This window comes from Branchiibius sp. NY16-3462-2 (assembly GCF_001594145.1).
Classification (GTDB): Bacteria; Actinomycetota; Actinomycetes; order Actinomycetales; family Dermatophilaceae; genus Branchiibius.
Window position 1 is genome coordinate 373,250 of the sequence record NZ_LVCF01000001.1, and the last position, 22,204, is coordinate 395,453.

At 67.7% G+C, this 22,204-nt stretch carries 22 protein-coding genes; 11 read left to right on the top strand and 11 right to left on the bottom strand.

Annotated features, from left to right (window positions below; translation table 11 throughout):
- Entirely contained in the window at positions 1–2,097 is a 2,097-nt protein-coding gene (locus tag AZH51_RS01755) for a glycogen debranching N-terminal domain-containing protein (RefSeq protein ID WP_291520604.1), read from the bottom strand.
- 133 nt (positions 2,098–2,230) lie between these two features.
- On the opposite strand from AZH51_RS01755, the gene AZH51_RS01760 reads away from it, so the two are divergent.
- Genes AZH51_RS01760 through AZH51_RS01775 form a run of 4 tightly spaced genes read left to right on the top strand, consistent with a single transcriptional unit; the run spans position 2,231 to position 6,547 of the window.
- Positions 2,231–3,268, top strand: coding sequence for a LacI family DNA-binding transcriptional regulator (locus AZH51_RS01760; protein ID WP_291520606.1), 1,038 nt, complete (start codon positions 2,231–2,233; stop codon positions 3,266–3,268).
- A 47-nt stretch (positions 3,269–3,315) separates the two neighbouring features.
- Positions 3,316–4,551 (top strand): extracellular solute-binding protein, encoded by a 1,236-nt coding sequence (locus AZH51_RS01765; RefSeq protein ID WP_291520608.1) that lies wholly within the window; start codon positions 3,316–3,318, stop codon positions 4,549–4,551.
- 44 nt (positions 4,552–4,595) lie between these two features.
- Positions 4,596–5,693 (top strand): carbohydrate ABC transporter permease, encoded by a 1,098-nt coding sequence (locus AZH51_RS01770; RefSeq protein ID WP_291520609.1) that lies wholly within the window; start codon positions 4,596–4,598, stop codon positions 5,691–5,693.
- A gap of 8 nt (positions 5,694–5,701) precedes the next feature.
- Positions 5,702–6,547 (top strand): carbohydrate ABC transporter permease, encoded by an 846-nt coding sequence (locus AZH51_RS01775; RefSeq protein WP_291521307.1) that lies wholly within the window; start codon positions 5,702–5,704, stop codon positions 6,545–6,547.
- Between the two features lie 19 nt (positions 6,548–6,566).
- On the opposite strand, the gene glmM is transcribed toward AZH51_RS01775, so the two are convergent.
- The 3 genes from glmM to rplM all read right to left on the bottom strand — a co-directional run bounded on the left by glmM (position 6,567) and on the right by rplM (position 9,117).
- Positions 6,567–7,913, bottom strand: coding sequence for a phosphoglucosamine mutase (glmM, locus tag AZH51_RS01780; RefSeq protein ID WP_291520610.1), 1,347 nt, complete (start codon positions 7,911–7,913; stop codon positions 6,567–6,569).
- A gap of 211 nt (positions 7,914–8,124) precedes the next feature.
- Positions 8,125–8,628, bottom strand: coding sequence for a 30S ribosomal protein S9 (gene rpsI, locus AZH51_RS01785; RefSeq protein WP_291520611.1), 504 nt, complete (start codon positions 8,626–8,628; stop codon positions 8,125–8,127).
- Between the two features lie 39 nt (positions 8,629–8,667).
- Positions 8,668–9,117, bottom strand: a complete 450-nt coding sequence (gene rplM / locus AZH51_RS01790; RefSeq protein ID WP_291520613.1) for a 50S ribosomal protein L13 — start codon at positions 9,115–9,117, stop codon at positions 8,668–8,670.
- A 219-nt stretch (positions 9,118–9,336) separates the two neighbouring features.
- On the opposite strand from rplM, the gene AZH51_RS01795 reads away from it, so the two are divergent.
- Positions 9,337–9,882 carry a helix-turn-helix domain-containing protein gene (locus tag AZH51_RS01795; RefSeq protein WP_291520615.1) on the top strand — a complete coding sequence of 182 codons (546 nt, stop codon included), beginning with the start codon at positions 9,337–9,339 and terminating at the stop codon, positions 9,880–9,882.
- Positions 9,883–9,886: 4 nt separating this feature from the next.
- Here AZH51_RS01795 and AZH51_RS01800 read toward each other — a convergent pair whose 3' ends face one another.
- From AZH51_RS01800 to mshB, 4 genes are read right to left on the bottom strand one after another with little or no spacing between them, the layout of a single operon-like run.
- Positions 9,887–10,873, bottom strand: coding sequence for a hypothetical protein (locus AZH51_RS01800; RefSeq protein ID WP_291520617.1), 987 nt, complete (start codon positions 10,871–10,873; stop codon positions 9,887–9,889).
- A 23-nt stretch (positions 10,874–10,896) separates the two neighbouring features.
- Entirely contained in the window at positions 10,897–12,579 is a 1,683-nt protein-coding gene (locus tag AZH51_RS01805) for an ABC-F family ATP-binding cassette domain-containing protein (protein ID WP_291520619.1), read from the bottom strand.
- A 39-nt stretch (positions 12,580–12,618) separates the two neighbouring features.
- On the bottom strand, positions 12,619–13,383 hold the full coding sequence (locus AZH51_RS01810) for a DinB family protein (protein WP_291520621.1): 765 nt from the start codon (positions 13,381–13,383) through the stop codon (positions 12,619–12,621).
- Between the two features lie 40 nt (positions 13,384–13,423).
- Entirely contained in the window at positions 13,424–14,371 is a 948-nt protein-coding gene (gene mshB, locus AZH51_RS01815; RefSeq protein WP_291520622.1) for an N-acetyl-1-D-myo-inositol-2-amino-2-deoxy-alpha-D-glucopyranoside deacetylase, read from the bottom strand.
- A gap of 34 nt (positions 14,372–14,405) precedes the next feature.
- Between mshB and AZH51_RS01820 the strand changes: the two genes are divergently transcribed.
- Genes AZH51_RS01820 through AZH51_RS01840 form a run of 5 tightly spaced genes read left to right on the top strand, consistent with a single transcriptional unit; the run spans position 14,406 to position 18,919 of the window.
- Positions 14,406–15,605 carry a thiolase family protein gene (locus tag AZH51_RS01820; protein WP_291520623.1) on the top strand — a complete coding sequence of 400 codons (1,200 nt, stop codon included), beginning with the start codon at positions 14,406–14,408 and terminating at the stop codon, positions 15,603–15,605.
- A 9-nt stretch (positions 15,606–15,614) separates the two neighbouring features.
- On the top strand, positions 15,615–16,718 hold the full coding sequence (locus AZH51_RS01825; RefSeq protein WP_291520645.1) for a crosslink repair DNA glycosylase YcaQ family protein: 1,104 nt from the start codon (positions 15,615–15,617) through the stop codon (positions 16,716–16,718).
- Complete coding sequence (locus AZH51_RS01830; protein WP_291520647.1) at positions 16,675–17,466, top strand: LamB/YcsF family protein; 792 nt, start codon at positions 16,675–16,677, stop codon at positions 17,464–17,466. Before AZH51_RS01825 ends, AZH51_RS01830 begins: the two co-directional genes overlap by 44 nt.
- Positions 17,463–18,059: a carboxyltransferase domain-containing protein gene (locus AZH51_RS01835; protein WP_291520649.1), complete on the top strand. Its 597-nt coding sequence runs from the start codon at positions 17,463–17,465 to the stop codon at positions 18,057–18,059. Before AZH51_RS01830 ends, AZH51_RS01835 begins: the two co-directional genes overlap by 4 nt.
- The gene (locus AZH51_RS01840) at positions 18,056–18,919 is read left to right on the top strand and encodes a biotin-dependent carboxyltransferase family protein (RefSeq protein ID WP_291520651.1); all 864 of its coding nucleotides are present in this window, start codon (positions 18,056–18,058) and stop codon (positions 18,917–18,919) included. Before AZH51_RS01835 ends, AZH51_RS01840 begins: the two co-directional genes overlap by 4 nt.
- On the opposite strand, the gene AZH51_RS01845 is transcribed toward AZH51_RS01840, so the two are convergent.
- On the bottom strand, positions 18,916–19,128 hold the full coding sequence (locus AZH51_RS01845; RefSeq protein ID WP_291520653.1) for a PLDc N-terminal domain-containing protein: 213 nt from the start codon (positions 19,126–19,128) through the stop codon (positions 18,916–18,918). The two genes, AZH51_RS01840 and AZH51_RS01845, sit on opposite strands and share 4 nt — an antisense overlap.
- A gap of 18 nt (positions 19,129–19,146) precedes the next feature.
- A complete protein-coding gene (locus tag AZH51_RS01850) occupies positions 19,147–19,752 on the bottom strand; it encodes a TetR/AcrR family transcriptional regulator (protein WP_291520655.1) in 606 nt (201 codons plus the stop codon).
- A gap of 85 nt (positions 19,753–19,837) precedes the next feature.
- Here AZH51_RS01850 and AZH51_RS01855 point away from each other — a divergent pair, with 85 nt between their 5' ends.
- The gene (locus AZH51_RS01855) at positions 19,838–21,397 is read left to right on the top strand and encodes an MFS transporter (RefSeq protein WP_291520657.1); all 1,560 of its coding nucleotides are present in this window, start codon (positions 19,838–19,840) and stop codon (positions 21,395–21,397) included.
- Here the strand turns inward: AZH51_RS01855 and truA are convergent.
- On the bottom strand, positions 21,343–22,170 hold the full coding sequence (gene truA, locus AZH51_RS01860) for a tRNA pseudouridine(38-40) synthase TruA (RefSeq protein WP_291520659.1): 828 nt from the start codon (positions 22,168–22,170) through the stop codon (positions 21,343–21,345). The genes AZH51_RS01855 and truA overlap by 55 nt on opposite strands.
- Positions 22,171–22,204 lie beyond the last annotated feature (34 nt).

The following is a 22,204-nucleotide window of genomic DNA, read 5'->3' on the forward strand; positions in this document are numbered from 1 at the left end:
CTACAGGTGATCGCCCTCGGCGCCGATGGTCAGGATTTCGAAATCCGACGGCAGTCCTTGGAGAGCGCAACTGCCGTCTGCGAACACCTCGACACTGACGGCGTAACCGCCGATCTGCAATCCCTCGATGCGCAGTGGACCGAATGGCATCGAGCGGGGCGGGTTGAGATCAACGCGGCGGTTCGGAACGTCGACCTGCAGCCCGATGGCCAGTTGGAGGACCGTCACAGCGCTCGCGGCCGCCCACGCCTGGGGCCGGCACGCCGCGGGGTACGGTAACGGCCGGCCCAGCGGCGTCGCATCACCGTGAAGTTCAGGACTGCGATAGTTGAAGGCCGCCGCGGCAGCCACCAACCGGGCCGCCAGCTCGGCAGCGGCCTCGCGGTGGCCCTCCTTCATCAGCCCGAGGGCGCAGATCGCAGTGTCGTGTGTCCAGACCGATCCGGTGTGGTACCCGATCGGATTGAAACCACCATTGTCGGCCGCCAACGTCCGAACACCGAACTGCCCCAACATGTTCGGGGCCATGAGACGATCGGACACCAACGCAGCCTCGCGAGCGGTTAGCGCACTGGTTCCCAGGGCATGACCCATATTGGAGGCGATCCCGTCGACCAATGCTCCGTCGCCGTCGATGGCGATGCCCAGATAGGGATCCTCCCCTGCCGTCCAGAAGCGATCCCGCACGGCGGCCTCCCAGCCGTCGGCCGCCGTACGCGCACGGCCTGCCAGCGGCGCATCGGCGGGTGACAACTCCTCGAGCAGGCTCGCCGCCGCGCGACCGGCCTCGACGGCGTACGCCTGGACTTCCAGCAGCGCGATCGGCGGTTCGCCGAGCGTGCCGTTCCGGAACCGGATCGCATCACTGGAGTCCTTCCACCCCTGATTGACGAGGCCGCCACCGGACTCGTCGACGTACCGGATCAGGCCGTCCTCGTTGGCCGCAGCCTGATCCAGCAACCAACCCGTTGCTGCCCGCAGGGTAGGCAAGAGTTCCTGCGCGTCGTCGTCCGGCAAGCCCCATCGGCGGGCATCGGCCAGGAGCAGGATCCACAGCGCAGTGGCATCGACCGTCCCGTAGTACAACGGCGGAAGGCCACCGGCGGCGCTGCGGCGCACCTCGTGCGCGATCTTGCCCGGTTGCTCGGCGGTCGACCGATCCGTTCGGGTGCCTTGGCGACGAGCCAGCGCCCGCAGTGTGCCCGCTGCGAGCGTGGTCCCCAGGGGGAGGGCGAGTCGGGCGGTCCACAGCGCATCCCGGCCGAACAACGTGAGATACCAAGGGGTGCCGGCCGCCGCGAAGACGTCCGCAGGAGCCAGAGGATCCCTGAGCAGTAGGTGCTGCAGGTCCAGGACGCCAGTGGCGGCCAGCCGCTCCAGGCGGGGGTCGCCGGCCCGCACCTGGATGCCTCCCGCCCAACCGACGGAGCGCGAGCCCGCATCGCTATCGAACAGCGACGTAGCTGTCCGCCGAGTGGTGATCCGAACGGTGACCGTCGCGCTGGCACCCGGTGCGATATCGAGGTCGAACCGAAGGAGCGCTTCGCCGCCCGGGGCGGCGTCGGTCGACGAAGGTTCCGGGTCGCACACCACCTGCACCTGTTGGGTTGCAGTACGCCACGACACGACCCCGCCGGGATCGAGGTCAACGGGCAGGACTGACTGCGGCGCGGCCCCTGCCTTCACTATGGAGATGTCGGCACCATCGCCGGCGCAGGAGATCACCAACGGCTGGTCCATTCGAACGCCCGACCGGTTGTGCACGAGGAACGTCTCCGTCATCGACGCCCCGTCAACCGACCGGCGGTGCTCCAACTCGACGGTCGGGTCTGGACCCTGGTCACCCAAAGTCCTTGCTGCCGAATAGAACTCGGCGTCGGCGCCCCTCGCACTGGCGGAGATGGGGGTCAGTGGGTCGCTGCCGAGGCGACGGGTCAGGATGCTGACCGCGCGCTCGTCGTCGACAAAGAACCCCTGGGTGCCCATCACCTCGAACTGGCCGCTGATCGGGCTCAGCGCCGTCGCGGGGCCGTCGACAACCACGACCAGTTGGTGCAGCCAGGGTTGCTCACCCGAGGTGCCATCGGCCTGATCCATCGCCTGCTCCCTCACTTTCTGGTGTGCCACCGGCCCATCCTTGACAGACCGGAAGCGGAGCGCCACCATCGAAAGACGTTTTGAACGTTCAAATCATCGTATGAACGTTCACACAACTGGTGAGGATCGGTCAATGGGGACCACATCGCAGAACTCGCGGCGGGTGACGATCAACGACGTCGCCCGGGCCGCGAATGTTTCGCGACAAACGGTCAGCAACGTCGTCAACCAGCCCGACCGCGTAGCGCCCGAGACCCTGGAGCAGGTTCAGGTCCACATTGAGCGCCTGGGCTTCCGGCCCAGCCGGGCGGCCCGAACGCTCAAGCAGGAGCGGGCCGGCGCGTGGGGGCTGCAGCTGGATTCGCACGGCTCCGGCCGCCTCGGATCTATCCTCGACTCGTTTCTCGTGGAGCTGACCTGGCTGTCGCAGGACCACGACACCCACATCGTTCCGTTCGTCGCGTCTGATCATCTGCGGCCGATGGCTGCCTACCAGGAACTCGTCGCCAGCCGGCTGGCGGACGGCTTCGTTCTCACCAACACCCGGCTGGACGATCCGCGACCCGGGTGGCTGGTGACGCACCGACAGACCTTCGCCTCCTTCGGGCGCATGTGGGGATCGCCGGGTTTGACCCGGTGGGTCGATGTCGACGGCCGCGCAGGCGTGACCGCGGCCACCGAACATCTCCAGGCGCAAGGGTTCGAGCGCATCGGGTTCCTAGGCTGGCCGGCCGGATCTCCGGTCGGTGACGACCGCCGGTCGGGCTGGGCGATGGCCATGGGCCACACCGGTTCCGAAGATCGCGACCGCTGGGAGGCCGCCGCCGAACAGGGCTTCGATTCCGCAGCGGCCGCGGCGCTTCCATTGGTGGCGGCCATCGGAAAGGGCGGTGCGGTCGCCTGCGTCTCCGACGCCATGGCTGTGGGTGTGTGGCGTGCGGTGAACTCGCTGGGCTGGCGACCAGGCGTCGACTTCGGTGTCGTCGGCTTCGATGACACCGACGCGGCCCAAGCACTCGGGCTGACCACGGTGCGTCAGCCCCTTGAACTGGTCGCTACGCACATCCTCCAGATACTCGACGAGCCGCAGGATCCGGACGCCGGAGTCCTCCTGCGACCCGACCTGGTCATTCGCTCCAGCACCATGCGCGACCCGGCAGATCCGCTGTAAAACCCTTCGTTCGTGTTTTCCGATCCCAATCGCTCCAGGAGGCGCTCATGAAAACTACCAAGTCCCTGTCTGTCGCGGCCGCCGCGGTGGGCAGCCTGTGTCTGGCTGCCTGCGGTGGCGGTGGCTTCTCCAGCACGACCGCGTCCCAGGCCACCGGCTCCGGACCCGTGCAGCTGACCATGATGATCGGTAGCTCCGGACCGGCAGAGACCACCGCCGTCCAGCAGGCGACCACCGCATGGGGCAAGAAGAGCGGCAACTCGGTGAAGGTGGTCGCCGCGTCGAATCTGCAGCAACAGCTGGGTCAGGGGTTTGCCAGCCCGAACCCACCCGACGTGTTCTACGTGGACGCATCACTGATCGGCACCTACGCCAAGGCCGGGTACTTGTACGCGTACGGCGACAAAGTCGACCCGTCGCAGTTCGAGCCGTCGCTGGTCACGGCGTTCACCTATAGCGGGACCCTGTATTGCGCGCCGAAGGACTCCTCGACGCTGGCGCTTCAGATCAACAACCAGATGTGGCAGGCCGCCGGTCTCACGTCCGCGGACTACCCGAAGAACTGGGACCAGTTGGAGACCGTTGCCAAGAAGCTGACCAAGGGCAACGTGACCGGGCTCGTCATCGGCAACGACCACAACCGCAGCGGCGCCTTCATGGTGCAAGCCGGTGGTTGGCTGCAGACAGGGGACAAGTTGACCGCCACGGACCCGGGCAATGTGACCGGCCTGCAGGAGGTCCAGAAGCTGATGAAGGACGGGGTGTTGAAGTACAACACCCAGACCAATCCCTCCACCGGATGGGGCGGCGAGGCGTTCGGCAAGCAGATTGCTGCCATGACGATCGAGGGCAACTGGCTGGTCGGGGGAATGAAGGATTACCCGAACGTCAAATACACGACGGTCGAACTGCCCGCTGGTCCGGCGGGCAAGGGGTCGTTGCTCTTCAGCAACTGCTGGGGAATCGCGGCCAAATCCAAGAACCACGCCGCCGCGGTCGCTCTCATCAAAGACCTGATCACCCCGTCCCAGCAGATGGCGTTCGCCGACGCGTTCGGTGTCATGCCGTCGACCAAGGAGGGACTGACTCAGTTCGAGTCGAAGTACCCCAACCAGGCGGCCTTCGTGAAGGCGGCGGCCTACTCCAAGGGCCCGGTCAACCTGCCCGGGCTGACCCAGGCGATAGCCAGCTTCGACTCCGCGCTCGGCTCGATGACTCCGTCGACTGACGTCAAGGCCCTCCTGGAGACCTTCCAGAAGAACGGGACCGCCGCCGGCCAGTGACCCACCGGCCCAACCATTTCGAGTTCTACCCAGGAGACGGTTCGATGGCAGTGCGCAGGCGCCGGTCCCACCTGCGGGGCCCCGAGGGCATCTATGGGTGGTTGTTCACCGCACCCATGATCATCATCCTCGGGTTGTTCTTGTTCATCCCGATCGTGATGGCCCTGTGGGTCAGCATGACCAACTGGAACGGCAACGGCAGCCCCTTCGTCGGGGGTCAGTACGCGCAGTTCGTGGGTGCAGACAACTACCTGCGGCTGTTCACCAGGAGCGGCCTGACCCAGTCCACCTTCATGCAGTCCCTCAGCAACAACTTCTACTACGTGCTGCTCGTGGTGCCCATCCAGACGGTGCTCGCTCTCGGCCTGGCTCTGCTGGTCAATGCGCGCGGACTACGCGGCAAGGGGTTCTTCCGCACTGCCTTCTATTTCCCATCGGTCACGAGCGCTGTCGCCATCTCGACCGTGTTCATCTTCCTGTTCAGTAACAGCGGCGCAGTGAACGCCTTCCTGAAATTCTTCGGAATCGATGGACCCCAGTGGTTCAACGACAGCAACGGCTTGCTGCACATGCTGCTGCAGAAGATCGGCATCGACGGGTCCAGCAGTTCCTGGGGTCAGCACGAGATCCTTGGTCAGACGGTGTGGGCGTGGCTGTCCGGCCCGTCGGTAGCCATGTCGGTCGTCATCATCCTGGTGATCTGGACGACCTCGGGGACGTTCATGCTGATGTTCCTGGCCGCGCTGCAGGACGTCCCGGTCGAACTGGAAGAGGCCGCGGCCCTGGACGGCGCCACCGGATGGCGTCGGCTGCGTTCGGTGATTCTGCCCCTCATCAAGCCGACGCTGTTCATGGTGCTGACCCTGGGACTCATCGGCTCGTGGCAGGTGTTCGACCAGATCTACGTCATGGGTAAAGGCGCCCCCGACGGAACCACTCTCACCCCGGCGTACCTCGCGTATCAGACCGGTTTCTCCAACACCCAGTACGGGCTGGGCGCGGCCATGTCCTTCGTGGTGTTCCTGATCATCATCATCTGCACGTTGCTGCAGCGCTATGCGCTGCGCGACCGCGATACATCCCGTCGGGCGCGCAGAGCGGCCGCCCGTCAACGCAAGAGCACCGAGGGGGTGACATCGTGAACCGGCGGATGGGTCCTATCGGCCAGATCCTGGTCTACCTGGCGCTGATCGCCTTCGCCCTGCTGTTCATCTATCCCTTCTTCATCCAGATCGCCACCTCGTTCAAGACCGACGCCGATGCCGCAGCGTCGCCGTTGTCACTGATCCCCAACCCGTTCAGCCTCCAGGCGTGGCGGTCGATGTTCGACCCCAACAGCGCGGCGCACGTCCCGATGACAACCTGGGCACTGAACTCGGTCCTGGTCGCGACGTTGGTGACTGTCGGCCGGGTCTTCTTCGACAGCCTCGCGGGCTATGCGCTGTCCCGGTTGCACTTTCGAGGCAGAGGTTTCATGTTCTGGGTCGTGGTCGCCGTGATGGCCGTTCCCGGCGTGGCCCTGCTGATCCCGAAGTTCCTGATGGTGACCTATCTGGGCATCTACAACACCTACGCGGCGATGATCATCCCGCTGCTGGTCGATGCAGCCGGGATCTTCATCATGAAGCAGTTCTTCGACTCTGTATCCGTTTCGATCGAAGAGGCGGCCCGCATGGACGGTGCGGGGATCTTCCGCACCTATTGGTCGGTCATTCTGCCGATGGCCCGTCCCGCTCTGATCACCCTGACGATTCTGTCGTTCCAGGGTTCGTGGAACGAGTTCACCCACTTCCTGGTCGTGACAGACGGAACTCCGGCCCATCAGACGCTGGTGACCGGCCTGGCCAGCCTGACCAGCGGGCAGTTGGGTGCGGGTACCCAGTACCCGCTGAAACTCGGCGCGGCACTGCTGACCACCATTCCGGTGGCGTTCTTGTTCTTCTACTTCCAGCGCTACTTCGTCCGCGGCGCTAACGAAGGCGCCGAGAAAGGCTAGCGCGGCGGGCCCGCACCGCTCAGAGCGCGAGTTCGGTGCGGACGACTGCGGCCAGGCGGTGCGCGACGTCCTCGGCGTGCTGCGCGGTCGCGGCTTCGACCATCACCCGCACGACCGGCTCGGTGCCGGACTTGCGCAGCAGGATCCGGCCGGTGCCGGCCAACTCCTGCTCGACGGTCACGACGGCCGCCTGGACGGTCTCGTTGCTGTCGACGGCGTTCTTGTCGACACCGTCGACGTTGAGCAGGAACTGCGGCAACCGGGTCATACAGGCGGCGAGGTCGGCCAGCGACTTGCCCGTACTGGCGACGCGCGCGGCGAGGGTGAGGCCGGTCAGGACGCCGTCACCGGTGGTCGCGTGGTCGAGCATGATGACGTGCCCGGACTGCTCCCCACCCAGGGAGAAGTCGCCGGACTTCATCTCCTCCAGCACGTACCGGTCGCCGACCGACGTCTGCAGGACGTTGACACCTTCGCGCTCCATCGCCTGCAACATGCCCAGGTTGCTCATCACCGTGGCCACGAGGGTGTCCCCGCGCAGCACGCCGCGCTCCTTCAGGTCCAGCGCCAGGATGGCCATGATCTGATCCCCGTCGACGACCTGACCGCTGGCGTCGACCGCCAGGCATCGGTCAGCGTCCCCGTCGAAGGCCAGTCCCATGTCGGCGCCGACCTGGGCGACCATGACCCGCAGGTGACCAAGGTGCGTCGAGCCGTACCCGTCGTTGATGTTCAGACCGTCCGGCTCGGCGCCGATCACAGTGACGCGCGCGCCTGCACGGCGGAAGACCTCCGGGCCCACCTCGCTGGCCGCGCCGTGTGCAGCATCGAGGACCACGTGCAGCCCGTCCAAGGGTGCAGGTACGGCGCCCAGCAGGTGCTCGACGTACCTCTCCCCTCCGCCGGGCAGGGTCTTGGCCCTTCCCACCGCAGCCCCTGTCGGGCGCTGCCAGTCAGCGCGCAGGCTGCCGGCGATGGCGTCCTCGGTGGCATCGGGCAGTTTGAAACCGCCCCGGGAGAAGAACTTGATGCCGTTATCGGGCATCGGGTTGTGCGAGGCGGAGATCATGACGCCCAGATCGACGTTCAGATCGGCCGTGAGGTAGGCGATGGCGGGTGTCGGAAGCACCCCGGCGTCGTAGACGTCGACGCCGGCGGACGCCAGCCCCGCGACGGTGGCTGCAGCCAGGAATTCACCGGAGGCGCGAGGGTCGCGACCCACCACGGCAGAGGGTCGGTGACCAGCGAACTCGCCCTTCTCGCCCAGCACCCGTGCAGCAGCAACGGCCAGGTCGAGCGCGAGTTCCGCGGTGATGTCCCGGTTCGCGAGACCCCGGACACCGTCCGTCCCGAACAATCTGCTCATTGGACCAAAGCTAGCCGACGCGACCCAGTAGGGACGAAACGTGCAGCCGTGCGCCCACCGATTTTGGAGCGATCGAGGTTCTGCAGGTCGTTCCAACGCCGTCCGTCCTGCAGAAGGTGAATACCTCCAGAATCATCGGCCGCCGGGAGTCGCAGACAGCGAAGCCCGGACCCCCACGAGGGAGTCCGGGCTTGGATGCTGCGAGCAGCGATCAGCGCTTGCTGTACTGCGGCGCCTTACGGGCCTTCTTCAGACCAGCCTTCTTGCGCTCCGGGACGCGAGCGTCACGGGTCAGCAGACCGGCCTTCTTCAGCGCGGGACGGTTCAGCTCGGGGTCGACGCCGTTGAGCGAACGCGCGACGCCCAGACGAACGGCACCGGCCTGGCCGGAGGGGCCACCGCCGTGCACGCGGACCAGCACGTCGTACGCGCCATCCAGCTCCAGGACCTTCAGCGGCTCGTTGACCAGCTGCTGGTGCACCTTGTTGGGGAAGTACTCCTCCAGGGTGCGGCCGTTGACCTTCCACTCACCGGTGCCCGGCACGATGCGGACGCGGGCGATGGCCTGCTTGCGGCGGCCGGTGGCGGCGCCGGGGGCAGAGGCGGTCGGGCGGGGGCGGTTCTCGTCGACGACGTCGGCGCCACTCTCGGTGGTGTATTCGGTCAGCTGCGGCTCGTCGTCCTCCAGGACGTCGACCTCGGTGTAGTCAGCCACGATTCTCCTTCAATTCAAAGTGTGTAGAGGGGGCGCGGCTTACTGCGCGACCTGGGTGATCTCGAACTTGGCCGGCTGCTGCGCGGCGTGCGGGTGCTCCGGGCCGGCGTAGACCTTCAGCTTCTTGAGCTGGGCGCGACCGAGGGAGTTGTGCGGCAGCATCCCCTTGATGGCCTTCTCCACGGCACCGGCCGGGTCCTTGGCCATCAGCTCGGTGTAGGAGGTGGTCTTCAGACCGCCCGGGAAACCGGAGTGGCGGTAGGCCTTCTTCTTCTCCAGCTTCGCACCGGTCAGCGCCACCTTGTCGGCGTTGATGATGATGACGAAGTCGCCGGTGTCGGCGTTGGGGGCGAAGATCGGCTTGTGCTTGCCGCGCAGGAGGATCGCGGCCTGGCTGGCCAGACGGCCGAGCACGACGTCGGTGGCGTCGATGACGTGCCACTGGACGTTGTCCTGCAGGTCCGCCGGCTTGGGCGTGTAGGTACGCACTGTCGTTACCTTTTCCGTTGGTGCTTACTGGTGAAACGTGCCGCGTGCTGCTGCTCGGAGCGCTCGCGCACAAGTCTGCGGGTCAGATGGCTGCCCGACTCACCATTCTACGGAGGGTTCCGCAGCGCCCCAAATCGGTGGAATCCCGCGGAATGCCGGGGCGTTCGCGTGTCCGCGTCGGTCTTTGCACAGAGATTATGCACAGGTATTGTGCAATCTGTGGCTGCTCCCGACTCCCCCCTGCGCACCCTGGCGCATCCGTTGCGCTCGCGCATCCTGGCTCATCTGCGCGTCCACGGTGAGGCGACGGCGACCTCGTTGGCAGCGGCCCTGGGCACGCACACCGGAGCGACCTCCTATCACCTGCGACGACTGGAAGCCGCGGGACTTGTCTTCGACACCGGGCACGGTGACGGGAAGCGGCGGGTGTGGGGCGCCGTACGCGAACCCATCGACCAGGACGCTCCCTTGGACGAGGACGACGAGGCGGCCGCCCGGTGGCTGCAACACGACTATGTCGAGCACTTCGGGCAACGGGCCGGGGCCTGGATCGAGGCCCAGGACGACTGGCCGCCCGCGTGGCGGGCCGACTGCGGACTGACGGACCACGCGGTGCTGGTCACGGAGGAACAGTTGACCGCGTTGGCCGCGGAGTTGGGTGAGGTGTTCGAGCGTTACCGACGAGCGGGTGCAGGTACGCCGGGGGCACGCCGGGTGGCGGGGTACACCGCCTTGTTGCCGATCGACCCGCCGCCCTCTCGCTGAGGACTCAGTCCGAAACCCATTGCCAGTCGGGGTCGAACGACCTGAACTGCTCCTTGAACTGGTGCTGCCAGGCAGTCACCGTCGCCTTGTAGTCAGCACCCGTCGCCCGCTGGAACTCGACGGCCAACGAGTCGTGAGTTGCCACGAGCATGGCGCGGTAGAACGCGAGCGCCTTGCTGGTCCCGAAGCGGTCGGCGACGTACTGCACGAACATACCGGCGCGGAAGTAGCCGTCGTCGGTGTCGTCCACCACTTCCTTGTCAGAAGGCAGCCGCGCTGGCGGTTCCTTCTCCGGACCGGTCGAAACCTCTTGATTGGCAGCCCATTCCGCGTATCCCTCGACCATCCACTCCGGGACCGACGGGTCGTCGAAATCGACCGGGAGGGTGTCGGCGTGGAACACCTCGTGATCCATCACGTGGGTGAAGTAGTCGTCATCGTCGATGATCCGCATGCCGTCGGTGAAGTGGTGGCCCGTGGGGATCACGATCCAGGCCGCCTTGCCGTAGGGCATCGTGATGCCGTCGGCGTCCGCGACGTTCGAGTCCCCGGTCCACTTCTGCGCCGTGCTGTCGTCCGCGGCGGCCAGGACCAGGTACTTGTCCTTGGCGTGTTGACCGGTCAGCGCCTCGATGCGCGGTACCGACTCATCGGCGGTGTCGGTCACCTTCTGCAGAACCGTGTCGGTGGTGTTGCCGACCGCCACGACCCGCGAACTGATCCGGTAGTGCAGACCCTTCACCTCGGCGACCTGGACGAAGGCGCGGCTGAGGGTCAGCCGGTCGACCACCTCGTCGGGCAGACCCTGTCGCATCGAACCGTCGGTGGACTTCGCCGAAGCCGATGGGGTGACGGAACCCGTCGACGGCGCCGCGGTGTTGGTCGTCGTGACCGGCGCGGACGGAATCGCGGGCAGGGTGATTGCCGCGCCACAGGCGGTCAGCGACATCACGGCCGCGGTGAGCGCCGCGGCCCCCGTGCGGCGATTCATGCGCGAACTGTAACCCGCGTTGCTCAGCGAGCCCGCTGCACGCGCGTCTCGTCCCACACCGGTTCGTTGGATTCATACACCCGACCGTCGGCACCGAAGACCAGGTAGCGGTCGAATCCCCTTGCGAACCAACGGTCGTGGGTAACCGCGACCACCGTCCCCTCGAACTGCTCCAGGCCATCCTCCAACGCCTCGGCCGATTGCAGGTCGAGGTTGTCAGTGGGTTCGTCCAGCAGCAACAAGGTTGCCCCGGACAACTCCAGCAGCAGGATCTGGAAGCGGGCCTGCTGCCCACCGGACAGCGATCCGAACGTCTGCTCCGCGGCGTGCGCCAGCTCGTAGCGATCCAGCACGCGTGATGCCTGCTCCCGGGCCATCCCCGCGCGGTGTTCGTCGCCGCGGTGCAGGATCTCCAGCAGGGTGCGCTTCACTAGTTCGGGGTGCGCATGCGTCTGGGCGAACCAGCCCGGCCGGACCCGCGAGCCGAGCCGCACTTTCCCTTCGTGCGCAACGGGATCCGGCGCCACATCGCCCACCGGCTGATGCTCGATATCGGGATCCGAACCGCCCGCGGCCAGCAGGCGCAGGAAGTGGCTCTTGCCCGAACCGTTCGATCCGAGCACAGCCACGCGCTCGCCGTACCAGATCTCCAGGTCGAACGGCTTCATCAATCCGGTGAGTTCGAGACCCTCGGCGACCACGGCGCGCTTGGCGGTCCGGCCGCCCTTGAGGCGCATGGTCACCTTCTGCTCGAACGGAACCGCTTGCGGCGGCCCGGCCTCCTCGAACTTGCGCAGCCGCGTCTGGGCGGCGTGGTAGCGCGGCGCCATCCCGTCGTTGTACTCCGCCTTGACCTTCAGCCGCAGGACGAGAGCCTTGAGCTTGGCGTGCTCCTCGTCCCAGCGGCGGCGCAACTCCTCAAGGCGGGCGTTGCGGTCGATACGAGCCTGGTGGTACGTCGAGAAGCGGCCCGGGTGGGTCCAGGCGATGGCCCCGGACGCCTGGGGTTCGAGGGTGACGATGCGGGTCGCGACCTGCTCCAGCAACTCGCGGTCGTGGCTGATCAGCAGGACGGTCTTGGGTGAGTCCTGCAGGGCCTGCTCGAGCCAGCGCTTGGTGGGCACGTCCAGGTAGTTGTCCGGCTCGTCGAGCAGCAGCACTTCCTCCGGGCCGCGCAGCAGCGCCTCCAGGACCAGGCGCTTCTGTTCACCGCCGGAGAGAGTGTGCAGATCACGGAACTGCGCTCTGTCGTAAGGGATTCCGAGGGCAGCCACGGTGCAGACGTCCCACAACGTCTCGTACTCATAGCCGCCGACTTCAGCCCAGTCCGCGAGCGCCTGCGCGTAGGCCATCTGGGCGGGCTCGTCGTCGTGCTCCATGATCGCCAATTCGGCGGCGTCGACGGCGCGCGCGGCCTTGGCGATCGGCTCCGGTGCAACACTCACCAACAGGTCGCGGACGGTCTGCTCCTGGCCCTGTTTCCCGACGAACTGGTCCATGACCCCCAGTCCCCCGGAGCGGGTAATCGCTCCCTCGTGGGCGTCGATCTCACCGGAGATGATCCGTAGCAGCGTGGTCTTGCCGGTGCCGTTGGGGCCGACGAGCGCCACCTTCGCGCCCTCCCCCACGCGCAGGCTGACGCCGCCCAGCAGCGGCCGCCCGTCCGGCAGGTAGTACTCCACGGTGTTGACATCGACGTGACCCACGATCGTCAAGCATGACTGACGCGGGGCGGTGGATGCACCTCAGTTATCGAGTTGGTCCAGATCGCGCACGGCAAAACGGTGGTACCAGAAGGCTTCGTTGAAGATGACCTGCAGGGCCTCGGCGACCTCCGGCCGCTCGTCCGGCCAGTTGGGATTCGGCGAACCCTTGGCGGGCCGGTCTAGTTGGTCGTCGGTGAGTTGCCCGAGGTACGCCGTGAGCCGGGCTGCCGACGCGTCGTACAGTTCGCGGGCCTGCGCCAGGTCGACGTCGGTGGTCTTGTCCCACGGCACATCGGGATGCGGCGGCATCTGGTCCCACGGCAGATCCAGTGGTTCCCACGGCGACGGGTCGCCCCCGATAGCGCCGTCCAGCCAGCTGGTGATCGCGAAACTGAGGTGTCGCACGGTCTGGATGAAGGACCACTCCGCGCCGACGTGGGCCGTCAGCAGCGCAGGATCCAGTGTTTCGGCTCGCGCAAGGGTGGTCGCCCAGACCTGTTGCAGCCGCTCCCAGGAATCCCGGTACCCCTGTGCATCAACTGGTTTCAGCCCGGCGTACTCCGGGTAGAGCCGCGTGAGCTCGGCATCGACGAGCGGCGCGACGGACACCCCGTTGATGCTCAACCCGTCGATCTCACCCCATACCTGCACCCCCTGCAGACCGACGCTGTCGAAGCGGCTCCCGGACAGATCCACCTCCCAGAAGTGCGCGTTCGTGAACTCCACCCGACTGAAGTCGCTGCCCGCCAAGCGCACCCGCGAGAAGGTCGAGCTGCTCAGGTCTTCGTTCTCGAAATCGGCCATGAGCTCACGCTAGGGGCGTTTGCGGACGGATCGTTGCCGGTTACTCCGCGGAGTCCAGTCCAGCGAAGATGTCTGTCGCTCCCGCGGGAGCTGGCACGCCACCGGCCAGGCGATAGCACTCGTCCCACAAGATCCCCGGCGGAGCGCCCTCCAGAGCAAAGAAGAACTCGTCCGGCTTGATCTGGCTGCGGTGCGCGCGCAATGCCGCAAACCGTTGTGCAGCAACGGGATAGCCGTCGATCCGGACCGCCACATCATCGTCGGCAACGCACATCGGCGGCTTCTGACCGGAGTCGAGGTCGAAGTTCGCGAAGAAGTCCTCGCCCGGGTCCTCACCGGCCTCGATCGCCGCCTGCCGCTGCGCCTGGGCACCCGCGATCATGGCCCGCATCTGACTCTCGGAGAACGCCGGCCACAGCACCCGCTGCACCTGCCATGGCTCGCCCAGATCCGGTCGGTAGCTCGGGACTGCAGCCAGCGCCATCGCGTAGGTCGCGACCCGGTGCGCCTGGATGTGGTCCGGGTGACCGTAGAAGCCGAACTCGTCGTAGGTGATCAGCACCTGGGGCCGGCGGTCCCGGATCAGCGGGACGAGGGCGTTGGCCGCTTCGAGCAGATCAGCGCGCCAGAACGACGCCTCGTCTGCATCCGGCGGTGGTGCGGCCATCCCGTCCGGACCGAACACCATCCCGGTGTCATGCCACCGGCCGTCGCCGCCCAACCGAACGAAATCCGTGACGCCCAGCGCCGCCATCGCCTCGGTGAGTTCGGTGATGCGGACTTCTGCCAGCGCGTTCTCCTGGTCGTGTGACAGGTGCGCGAGCTCTGGGAGCACGATGTCACCCCGCTCGCCCAGCGTGCAGGTGACGAGGGTGACGCCAGCCCCTTGATCGGCGTACGTCGCCATGGTTGCCCCGGTCGAACTGCTCTCGTCGTCCGGGTGGGCGTGCACCAGCATCAGGCGGCGGGCAGGCGGCTGTTCACTCACCCGCACCACCGTAGGTCAGGACTACGGTCATTTCATGAGTCAGTCTGCGTTTGTCTACGACGGGGTGCGTACGCCGTTCGGCCGGTTCGGAGGTGCCCTCGCCGGGGTGCGGCCCGATGACCTGGCCGCCGTCGTGGTCCGGTCCATCGTTGACCGGACACCCGCGGTGAGCGCGGATCCCGCTCTGATCGACGAGGTGATCCTCGGCAATGCCAACGGCGCCGGGGAAGAGAACCGCAACGTCGCCCGGATGGCCACCCTCCTCGCGGGACTGCCGACCAGCCTGCCCGGCACCACGGTGAACCGGCTGTGCGGGTCCAGCCTTGATGCCGCGATCATCGCCTCCCGGCAGATCGAGACCGGCGACGCGGAGGTGATACTCGTCGGTGGAGTCGAGTCGATGACCCGTGCGCCGTGGGTTCTCCCGAAGACCGAAAAGCCCTATCCCGCAGGGAATCTCCAGCTCACGTCAACAACGCTAGGCTGGCGATTGGTCAATCCGGCGATGCCCGCGGAGTGGACCGTCTCGCTCGGTGAGGCGACCGAGTTGCTGCGCGAGAAGTACGACATCAGCCGCGAGCGCCAGGACGAATTCGCTGCACGCTCCCACCTGTTGGCCGACCAGGCGTGGCGGGACGGTTTCTATGACGACCTCGTGGTCGATGTCGATGGGACCGGTCTTGCCCGCGATGAGTCGATCCGCCCGGAAACCACCCCGGAGACGCTCGCTGGCCTGCGCACCTCCTTCCGCAAGACCGACGGCACGGTGACCGCCGGCAACGCGTCGCCACTCAACGACGGGGCATCGGCGGTGTTGATCGGTTCCGAATCGGCCGGCGACCGTCTTGGGCGCCCACCGCTGGCCCGGATCGCCGGGCGTGGCGCGGCGGCCAACGACCCGCAGTATTTCGGGTACGCCCCGGTCGAAGCGGCCGAGCGTGCCCTGCGCAAGGCGGGGATCACTTGGTCCGATGTGGGTGCCGTCGAACTCAACGAGGCCTTCGCAGCGCAGTCCCTGGCCTGCCTGGACGCCTGGGACATCGACCCGCAGATCGTCAACCGCCACGGTGGTGCGATCGCGATCGGCCACCCGTTGGGAGCATCAGGCGGTCGCATCCTGGCGACTCTGGCTAAAGACCTGCGTGTCAGCGGCAGCCGCTGGGGCGTCGCCGCCATCTGCATCGGAGTCGGCCAGGGGCTGGCGGTCGTACTCGAAAATCCCGAGGGCACCTGACACTCGGCCATGCACCCCGTGACTCTCAGCCGGCAGCAGGCCCGGCGGATCGCCGTACGAGCACAGTTGCTCACCGCCCGGCGACCGGCGGGTCTGTTGCCGCTCGTGGCTCACCTGGGCAGCCTGCAGATCGAGCACACGGCGTACGTCGCGCCCACCGCCCACATCGTGGCCTGGAGCCGGCTGGGGTCGGGCTACCGGCCCGAGGACCTGGACGACGCCGTGGCGGGCGGTGACCTGGTCGAGATCCTGATGCGGCTCATACCGGCCGCGGACGTCGCGGCCTACCGGGCGGAGATGGCCAACTGGCCCGGTGATCCGCCGTTGCGGGAGTGGCAGGAGGACGGCGTCGAGTGGCTGGCGGCCAACGACGAGTGCCGCCGCGACATCCTGGCCCGCCTGCGACTGGACGGGCCATCGCCGGCGGCATCGTTCCCCGATCTCACGGTGGTGCCGTGGCGCTCCTCGGGCTGGACGGGCGGCCGCAACGTCCAGGCCGTTCTGTCGATGATGGTGCGCCGCGGCGAGGTCGCGGTCGCCGGCCGGGAGGGCCAGGATGTGCTCTACGACCTCGCGGAGCGGGTCTACCCGGACGAACCGCTGCCGCCGTTGGAGGAGTCCCGGCCGCAGCGGGCCGCACAGCTCCTGCGCGCCATGGGCATCGCCCGCACCGGTGGCCAACAGGATCCGCGGGAACCGTTGACCATTGCCGACGCCGGCGTCGCGGCTCGGGTCGAGGGCGTGCGCGGGCTGTGGCGGGTAGACCCGGCCTATCTCGACGACGACGACTTCGAACCACGCGCGGCGCTGCTGTCCCCGTTGGACCGACTGGTCTTCGACCGCAAACGGGCCGCCGAGATCTTCGAATACGACTACAAACTCGAGATGTACACGCCGAAAGTCAAGCGCCAGTGGGGATATTGGGCACTGCCGGTGCTCTTCGGTGACCAACTGGTCGGCAAGCTCGATGCGCAGACCGACCGGGACGCCGGCCGGTTGCGCGTGCACGCCCTGCACTGGGACCGGAAGCCGAGCCGGGCCATGATGGATGCCGTGGACGAGCAGATCGATGACCTGGCAACGTGGCTCGGCGTCCGGCGCAGCGATGACTGATCACGTCGACCTCAACGCCGACCTCGGCGAGTCCTTCGGGCGCTGGCAGTTGGGCGACGACGCCGGCCTGCTGCCCTTCCTCAGCTCGGCCAACGTCGCCTGCGGCTTCCACGCGGGCGACCCTGCCACCTTGGTGCGGACCTGTTCGATGGCCGTCGAGCACGGCATCAGGATCGGCGCGCAGGTCGCCTACCGGGATCTTGCGGGCTTCGGTCGGCGCTTCGTGGACGCGTCCTACGAGGAACTCTTTGCCGACGTGCTCTATCAGATCGGGGCGCTGGACGGCATCGCCCGCAGCCAGGGCGGCCGCGTCGCTTACGTCAAACCGCACGGCGCGCTCTACAACACCGCGGTGCACCACGAGACGCACGCCCGGGCCGTCGTGGACGCGGCCATCGCGGCGGGTGGATTGCCTGTCATGGGGTTGCCCGGGTCACGACTGCTGTCGTTTGCTGGAGCGGCCGGATTGGCCTGCTACGCAGAGGCGTTCATCGATCGTGCGTACGCCGCCGACGGCACCCTCGTGCCTCGCTCGGTCGACGGCGCCGTCATCACCAACGTGCTCGAAGTGTGCGATCGCGCAACGTCCATCGCTGTGGACCAGCGCGTGCGGGCCATCACCGGCGAGATGGTGCCGATCGAGGCCGACTCCCTCTGCCTGCACGGCGACACCGCGGGTGCGGCGGGGCTGGCGCACTCCGTGCGGGATGCGTTGCAGGCCGCTGGCGTTCGAGTGACCGCTCAATGATCATCCGCCCGTACGCCGATCGCGGCCTTCTCGTCGATCTCCCCTCCCGCGCGGGGCGGCGAGCGCTCCTGCAGGCCCTGGACGGCCGGGCGGATCTGGAGGTCGTGGCCGGGGAACAGTCGGTGCTGGTCATCGCGCCGCCCGGCCGACGAGCGACGGTCGCCGACGAGTTGCGAGCACTGGACCTCAGCCGGCCGGTCGCAGCCAGCGCGACCACAGAGCACACCATCCCGGTCACGTACGACGGCGACGACCTCGCAGTCGTCGCGGACATCTGGTCGTGCTCTCCCGACGGCGTCGCCGATCGGCACGCAGCTATCTCCTGGACGGTCGAATTCCTCGGTTTCACACCGGGTTTCGGCTACCTGGTCACCGACGAGGCCCTCCCGCAGATGCCGCGCCGCGAATCGCCCCGCACCCGCATTCCGCCCGGTTCAGTCGCCCTGGCCGCGCACTATTGCGGCATCTATCCGCAGGCGACACCGGGCGGTTGGCAGTTGATCGGTCGCACCGACGTCACTCTCTTCGACCCCACGGCTGCCGATCCGGTCCTGTTGCACCCCGGGGACACTGTCCGGTTCACGTCGGCATGAACGCATTGCGGGTCATCGCCGTCGGTCCGCAGGCGCTGATCGAGGACCTCGGCCGCACCGGCCATCTCGGGATCGGCGTGGCGCCCAGCGGCGCCATCGACGGCCCGAGCCTGCGGGCAGCCAATCGCGTCCTCGGCAATCCTGAATCGGCCGCGGGTGTCGAGATCCTGCTGGGCGGGGTTGAGCTGCAAGCTGATTCACCGGTCGTGGTGGTGGTGACCGGAGCCCCCGCACCCGTCACGGTCGACGGCAACCCGGCCCCCTTCGGTGAACCGCTGACCCTAGGCGCGGAGTCCACCCTGACCATCGGCCGACCCACCAGCGGCCTGCGCAGCTACCTCGCCGTCCGAGGCGGGATCGAGGTGACCGAGACACTGGGTTCACGCAGCACTGACACCTCCAGCGGTCTGGGCCCCACGCCAGTGCAGCCCGGCGACCGGTTAGTGATCGGTCCGGCGCCCAGCGAGCCCGTCAACGGTGACCCCATACCGCCCCTGCTGAGCGGACCCGTGCACCTGACAGCCTACCTCGGACCGCGCGACGACTTGTTGACCAAGTCAGCGAAAACGCAACTCACACAGAGCGTTTGGCGCGTTTCGAATCACACCGACCGGATCGGCGTACGACTGGACGGGCCTCCGCTGGCACTCAACCACACCGGTGAACTATCCAGCGCACCCATCCTCGCCGGCGCGATCCAGGTGCCGCCATCCGGGCAGCCCATCGTCTTCCTCAATGACCACCCGACCACCGGCGGCTACCCGATCGTGGCCTGCGTCCGGCGCGAGGACCTACCAGGACTCGGCCAGGCACGACCGGGTGAAACGGTGCGAATCACCCTGCGGGCCAACGAAATCTAGCGGCGCCCGGCTGCCAGATAGGTTAACGGGCCGAACGGCTGGACCAGGCTGCCCGCTGCCCACAACGCCTTCGGACCACGCACTCCGGAGGCCGGTCGTCGGACCAGATCAGTCAGCACGTACGCGGTGAGGACCACCTCGGCGGCACCGGCCGCGACAACAGCGGCCTGCTGACCCGTGGACAGTTCCGACCACTTCTTCTTCGCCATGAAGGAACCGTAACCCGGCTACGCCTGCGGTCTCGTCGCCTGTCGCGCGATCCCGTCCAGCAGCTCGCTCTCGTCCGGCCAGGGGAAGCGGCGCACCGCGTCGGTCAGGCTGACCAGACCGTGGATCGCGCACCACAGCAGCACGCCGCGCTGGCGTGCCTCGTCCGCCGGCAGCGGTACCTGCCGCAGCACCTTCACGGTCATCTCGAACTGGTCGCGCCCCGGGTACTGCTCCCCCACCAACTGCGTCACGCCAAGAGTCGTGGTGAACAGCGCCTTGTAGGCGCCCGGATAGGTGCGGGCGAAGGCCAGGTAGCCATCGCCGTACGCCCTGATCTGGTCGTACGGCGTGGGGCCCGCCTGCGCAGCCGCCTCGAGCAGGGCGGCACCGAAGCGTTCGTAGAACGCGGTCTTCATCGCCATCAGCAACTCATCCAGCGAGTCGAAGTGCAGATAGATCGAGGTGGTGGCCACTCCCACCTCGCGGGCGACCGCTCGAAGCGACAGGGCCCACGGGTCCTCGGCCTGCTCGGTCAGCCGCATGGCGGCTTCGATGATCTCCTCGCGCAGCCGGGCACCCTCGCCTCGGACGGCGGGCCGGCGTCGCGCGGTGTCACTGCTCACACCGCCATCCTATCGATGGGTTGACACCCGTAGCCTAACGCGCGTTAGGCTACGGGCGTTCACCCAATCGACGACGGAGCATCCCATGACTGCCAGCCGCACCCCCGGCCGCACCCTCCTGCTGATCTGCACCGCGATGTTCATGCTGATGCTCGACCTGACGATCGTCGCGGTCGCGCTACCGGACATCCAGGAGTCGCTGCACGCCGGCCTGTCCGATCTGCAGTGGGTGATCGATGCCTACACGCTGCCGCTGGCCGCCCTGCTGCTCACGGCCGCCACCATGGGCGACCGGATCGGCCGGCGCCGGGTGTTCCTGGTCGGGATGGCGGTCTTCACGCTCGGCTCGCTTGCCTGCGCGTTGGCGGTGAATGCCCTGGCGCTCAATCTTTCCCGCGCGTTCCAGGGGGTCGGCGCCGCCATGTTGTTCGGGGTCGCGATGCCGATCCTCGGGCACGCCTTCCCTGATCCCAAGGACCGCGCCAAGGCGATCGGCGCTTTCGGTGCAACCCTGGCCTCGGCCACCGCGGTCGGCCCGCTGCTCGGCGGCGCGATCGTCGACAACATCGGCTGGGCGTGGATCTTCGCGATCAACGTGCCGGTGGGAATCCTGGCGTTCGTGGGTGCGTGGCGTTGGATGGCCGAATCGCGCGCCAGCACGCCGCGGCCGGCCGACTGGTGGGGCACCCTCGCTCTGACCGTGGCGCTCACGGCGCTGGTCTTCGCGATCATCCGCGGGCAGGCCGAGGGTTGGGGTTCGGCGGTGATCGTCGGCGCCTTCGTGCTCGCGGCCGTCGCCCTCGCCGCCTTCGTCGCCCGCATGGCGACGACCCCGGCGCCGCTGGTGGACCTGCATCTGTTCACGCAGCGCCGCTTCGTGGGTGTGGGGCTGGCCGCGCTGCTGATCGCCGGCACGATCGTCGCCGCCACCAACTACGTCGGCCTCTATTTCGTGAACACCCTCGGCTACTCGCCGTTCCAGGCCGGTCTGCGCTTCCTGACCCTGACCCTCGCGTCCTTCATCACCGCTCCCCTCATGGCTCAGTTGATGCACCGGATCCCGTTGCAGGTGTCGGTGCCGGTCTCGCTCGGCTTCGTCGGCGTCGGCATGTGGTGGGCTTCGCACGTCGATGCGAGTTCGGACTGGACCGCGACCGCGCCCGGTTTCGTCCTCGCCGGGATCGGCCTGGGCGCATCGAGCGCCGTGCTCTCGGCCGCCGCGCTGGCGACCGTCGAGCCGGACCGCGCGGGCATGGCGACCGGTCTGGTCAACACACTGCGCCAGGTCGGCACCGCGACCGGAGTGGCGATCTGCGGGGCGCTGTTCACGGCGACCGCGAGCTCGCACGTGCACACCTCGCTGGACGGCTCCGCTCCGCCCGCCCAGGTCAGCGCGATGGCTGACGCGGTGTCCTCGGGAGCCGGCGTGCGAGTGGCCACCGCCGTGCCACCGGCGCAGCAGGAGAGCGTTGCGCACATCGCGCGGGCCGCGACCGCTGAAGCGATCCACACCATCTTGTGGGTGGGCGCTGCCGTCGCCGTCGTCGGTGCCGTGGTCTGCTTGGTGCTGCTGGCGCAGCGCCGTCCGGTTCAGTCCTCCAGCGTGCGCACCGAGCGCGACTCCCTGGCCCGTACGCCGAGTTGATCGTCGCGGGGGTACCTCACCTCTTCGAGGCACAAGCCGTGTGGTGGCATCACCAGGATCGCTGAATCCCGTTGCCGCGCAGCGAGTTTCTCCCCCGGCCAGGACCTCGGAACTCGCCCTTCACCGACCGGCACGACTGATCCCACCAGGGACCGCACCATCGAATGACAGAACGCGTCGGCGATGACGGTGGCCACCAGGACACCGTCATCGTCACGCGACCAGTCGTAACGCAGCAGCGTGCGCACGGTCGTCGCCCCCTCGCGGCGCTTGCAGAAGGCGGCGAAGTCGTTGAGCCCCACCAGCGCATTGGCGGCCTCATGCATCGCCTCGACGTCCAGCGGTTTGCGCCACGACACGGTGTCGCCGCGGCGGATCGGATCGGCCCAACCGTCGGCCAGCCGGTAGCTGTAGCGCCGCCACGACGCCGAGAACCGTGCGTCAAAGCCCTCCGGCGCAACGCTCACCGCGCGCACCCTGATGTCCTGCGGCAGCACCCCGTTGAGGCGCGTGACTGCCGCCACGTCCGGGGTGCGGTCCGAGCGGCCCGGCAGATCGTCGTACGCCGATGGGTCCACGTCCAGGTGGACGACGGCTCCGCGGGCGTGGACTCCCGCGTCCGTGCGCCCGGCGGTCGTCAGCTTCGGCGCCGGCGTCCGTAGGACGGTCGCCCACGCTGCGGTGAGTTCGGACTCCACCGTCCGCAACCCGGGCTGCGCGGCCCAGCCGGCGAATCCGGCCCCGTCGTACCCGAAATCCACCCGCAGACGCACTGCTCCAGCCTAGCCAGTCGCCCTAGGCTGGGCA

Excerpts from the sequence above, each read along its gene's own strand:
- AZH51_RS01755 (WP_291520604.1), bottom strand. The coding sequence starts at position 2,097 with ATGGATCAGGCCGATGGCACCTCGGGTGAGCAACCCTGGCTGCACCAA.
- AZH51_RS01760 (WP_291520606.1), top strand. The coding sequence starts at position 2,231 with ATGGGGACCACATCGCAGAACTCGCGGCGGGTGACGATCAACGACGTC.
- AZH51_RS01765 (WP_291520608.1), top strand. The coding sequence starts at position 3,316 with ATGAAAACTACCAAGTCCCTGTCTGTCGCGGCCGCCGCGGTGGGCAGC.
- AZH51_RS01770 (WP_291520609.1), top strand. The coding sequence starts at position 4,596 with ATGGCAGTGCGCAGGCGCCGGTCCCACCTGCGGGGCCCCGAGGGCATC.
- AZH51_RS01775 (WP_291521307.1), top strand. The coding sequence starts at position 5,702 with ATGGGTCCTATCGGCCAGATCCTGGTCTACCTGGCGCTGATCGCCTTC.
- glmM (WP_291520610.1), bottom strand. The coding sequence starts at position 7,913 with ATGAGCAGATTGTTCGGGACGGACGGTGTCCGGGGTCTCGCGAACCGG.
- AZH51_RS01800 (WP_291520617.1), bottom strand. The coding sequence starts at position 10,873 with ATGAATCGCCGCACGGGGGCCGCGGCGCTCACCGCGGCCGTGATGTCG.
- AZH51_RS01810 (WP_291520621.1), bottom strand. The coding sequence starts at position 13,383 with ATGGCCGATTTCGAGAACGAAGACCTGAGCAGCTCGACCTTCTCGCGG.
- AZH51_RS01820 (WP_291520623.1), top strand. The coding sequence starts at position 14,406 with ATGAGTCAGTCTGCGTTTGTCTACGACGGGGTGCGTACGCCGTTCGGC.
- AZH51_RS01825 (WP_291520645.1), top strand. The coding sequence starts at position 15,615 with ATGCACCCCGTGACTCTCAGCCGGCAGCAGGCCCGGCGGATCGCCGTA.
- AZH51_RS01830 (WP_291520647.1), top strand. The coding sequence starts at position 16,675 with ATGACCTGGCAACGTGGCTCGGCGTCCGGCGCAGCGATGACTGATCAC.
- AZH51_RS01835 (WP_291520649.1), top strand. The coding sequence starts at position 17,463 with ATGATCATCCGCCCGTACGCCGATCGCGGCCTTCTCGTCGATCTCCCC.
- AZH51_RS01840 (WP_291520651.1), top strand. The coding sequence starts at position 18,056 with ATGAACGCATTGCGGGTCATCGCCGTCGGTCCGCAGGCGCTGATCGAG.
- AZH51_RS01845 (WP_291520653.1), bottom strand. The coding sequence starts at position 19,128 with ATGGCGAAGAAGAAGTGGTCGGAACTGTCCACGGGTCAGCAGGCCGCT.
- AZH51_RS01855 (WP_291520657.1), top strand. The coding sequence starts at position 19,838 with ATGACTGCCAGCCGCACCCCCGGCCGCACCCTCCTGCTGATCTGCACC.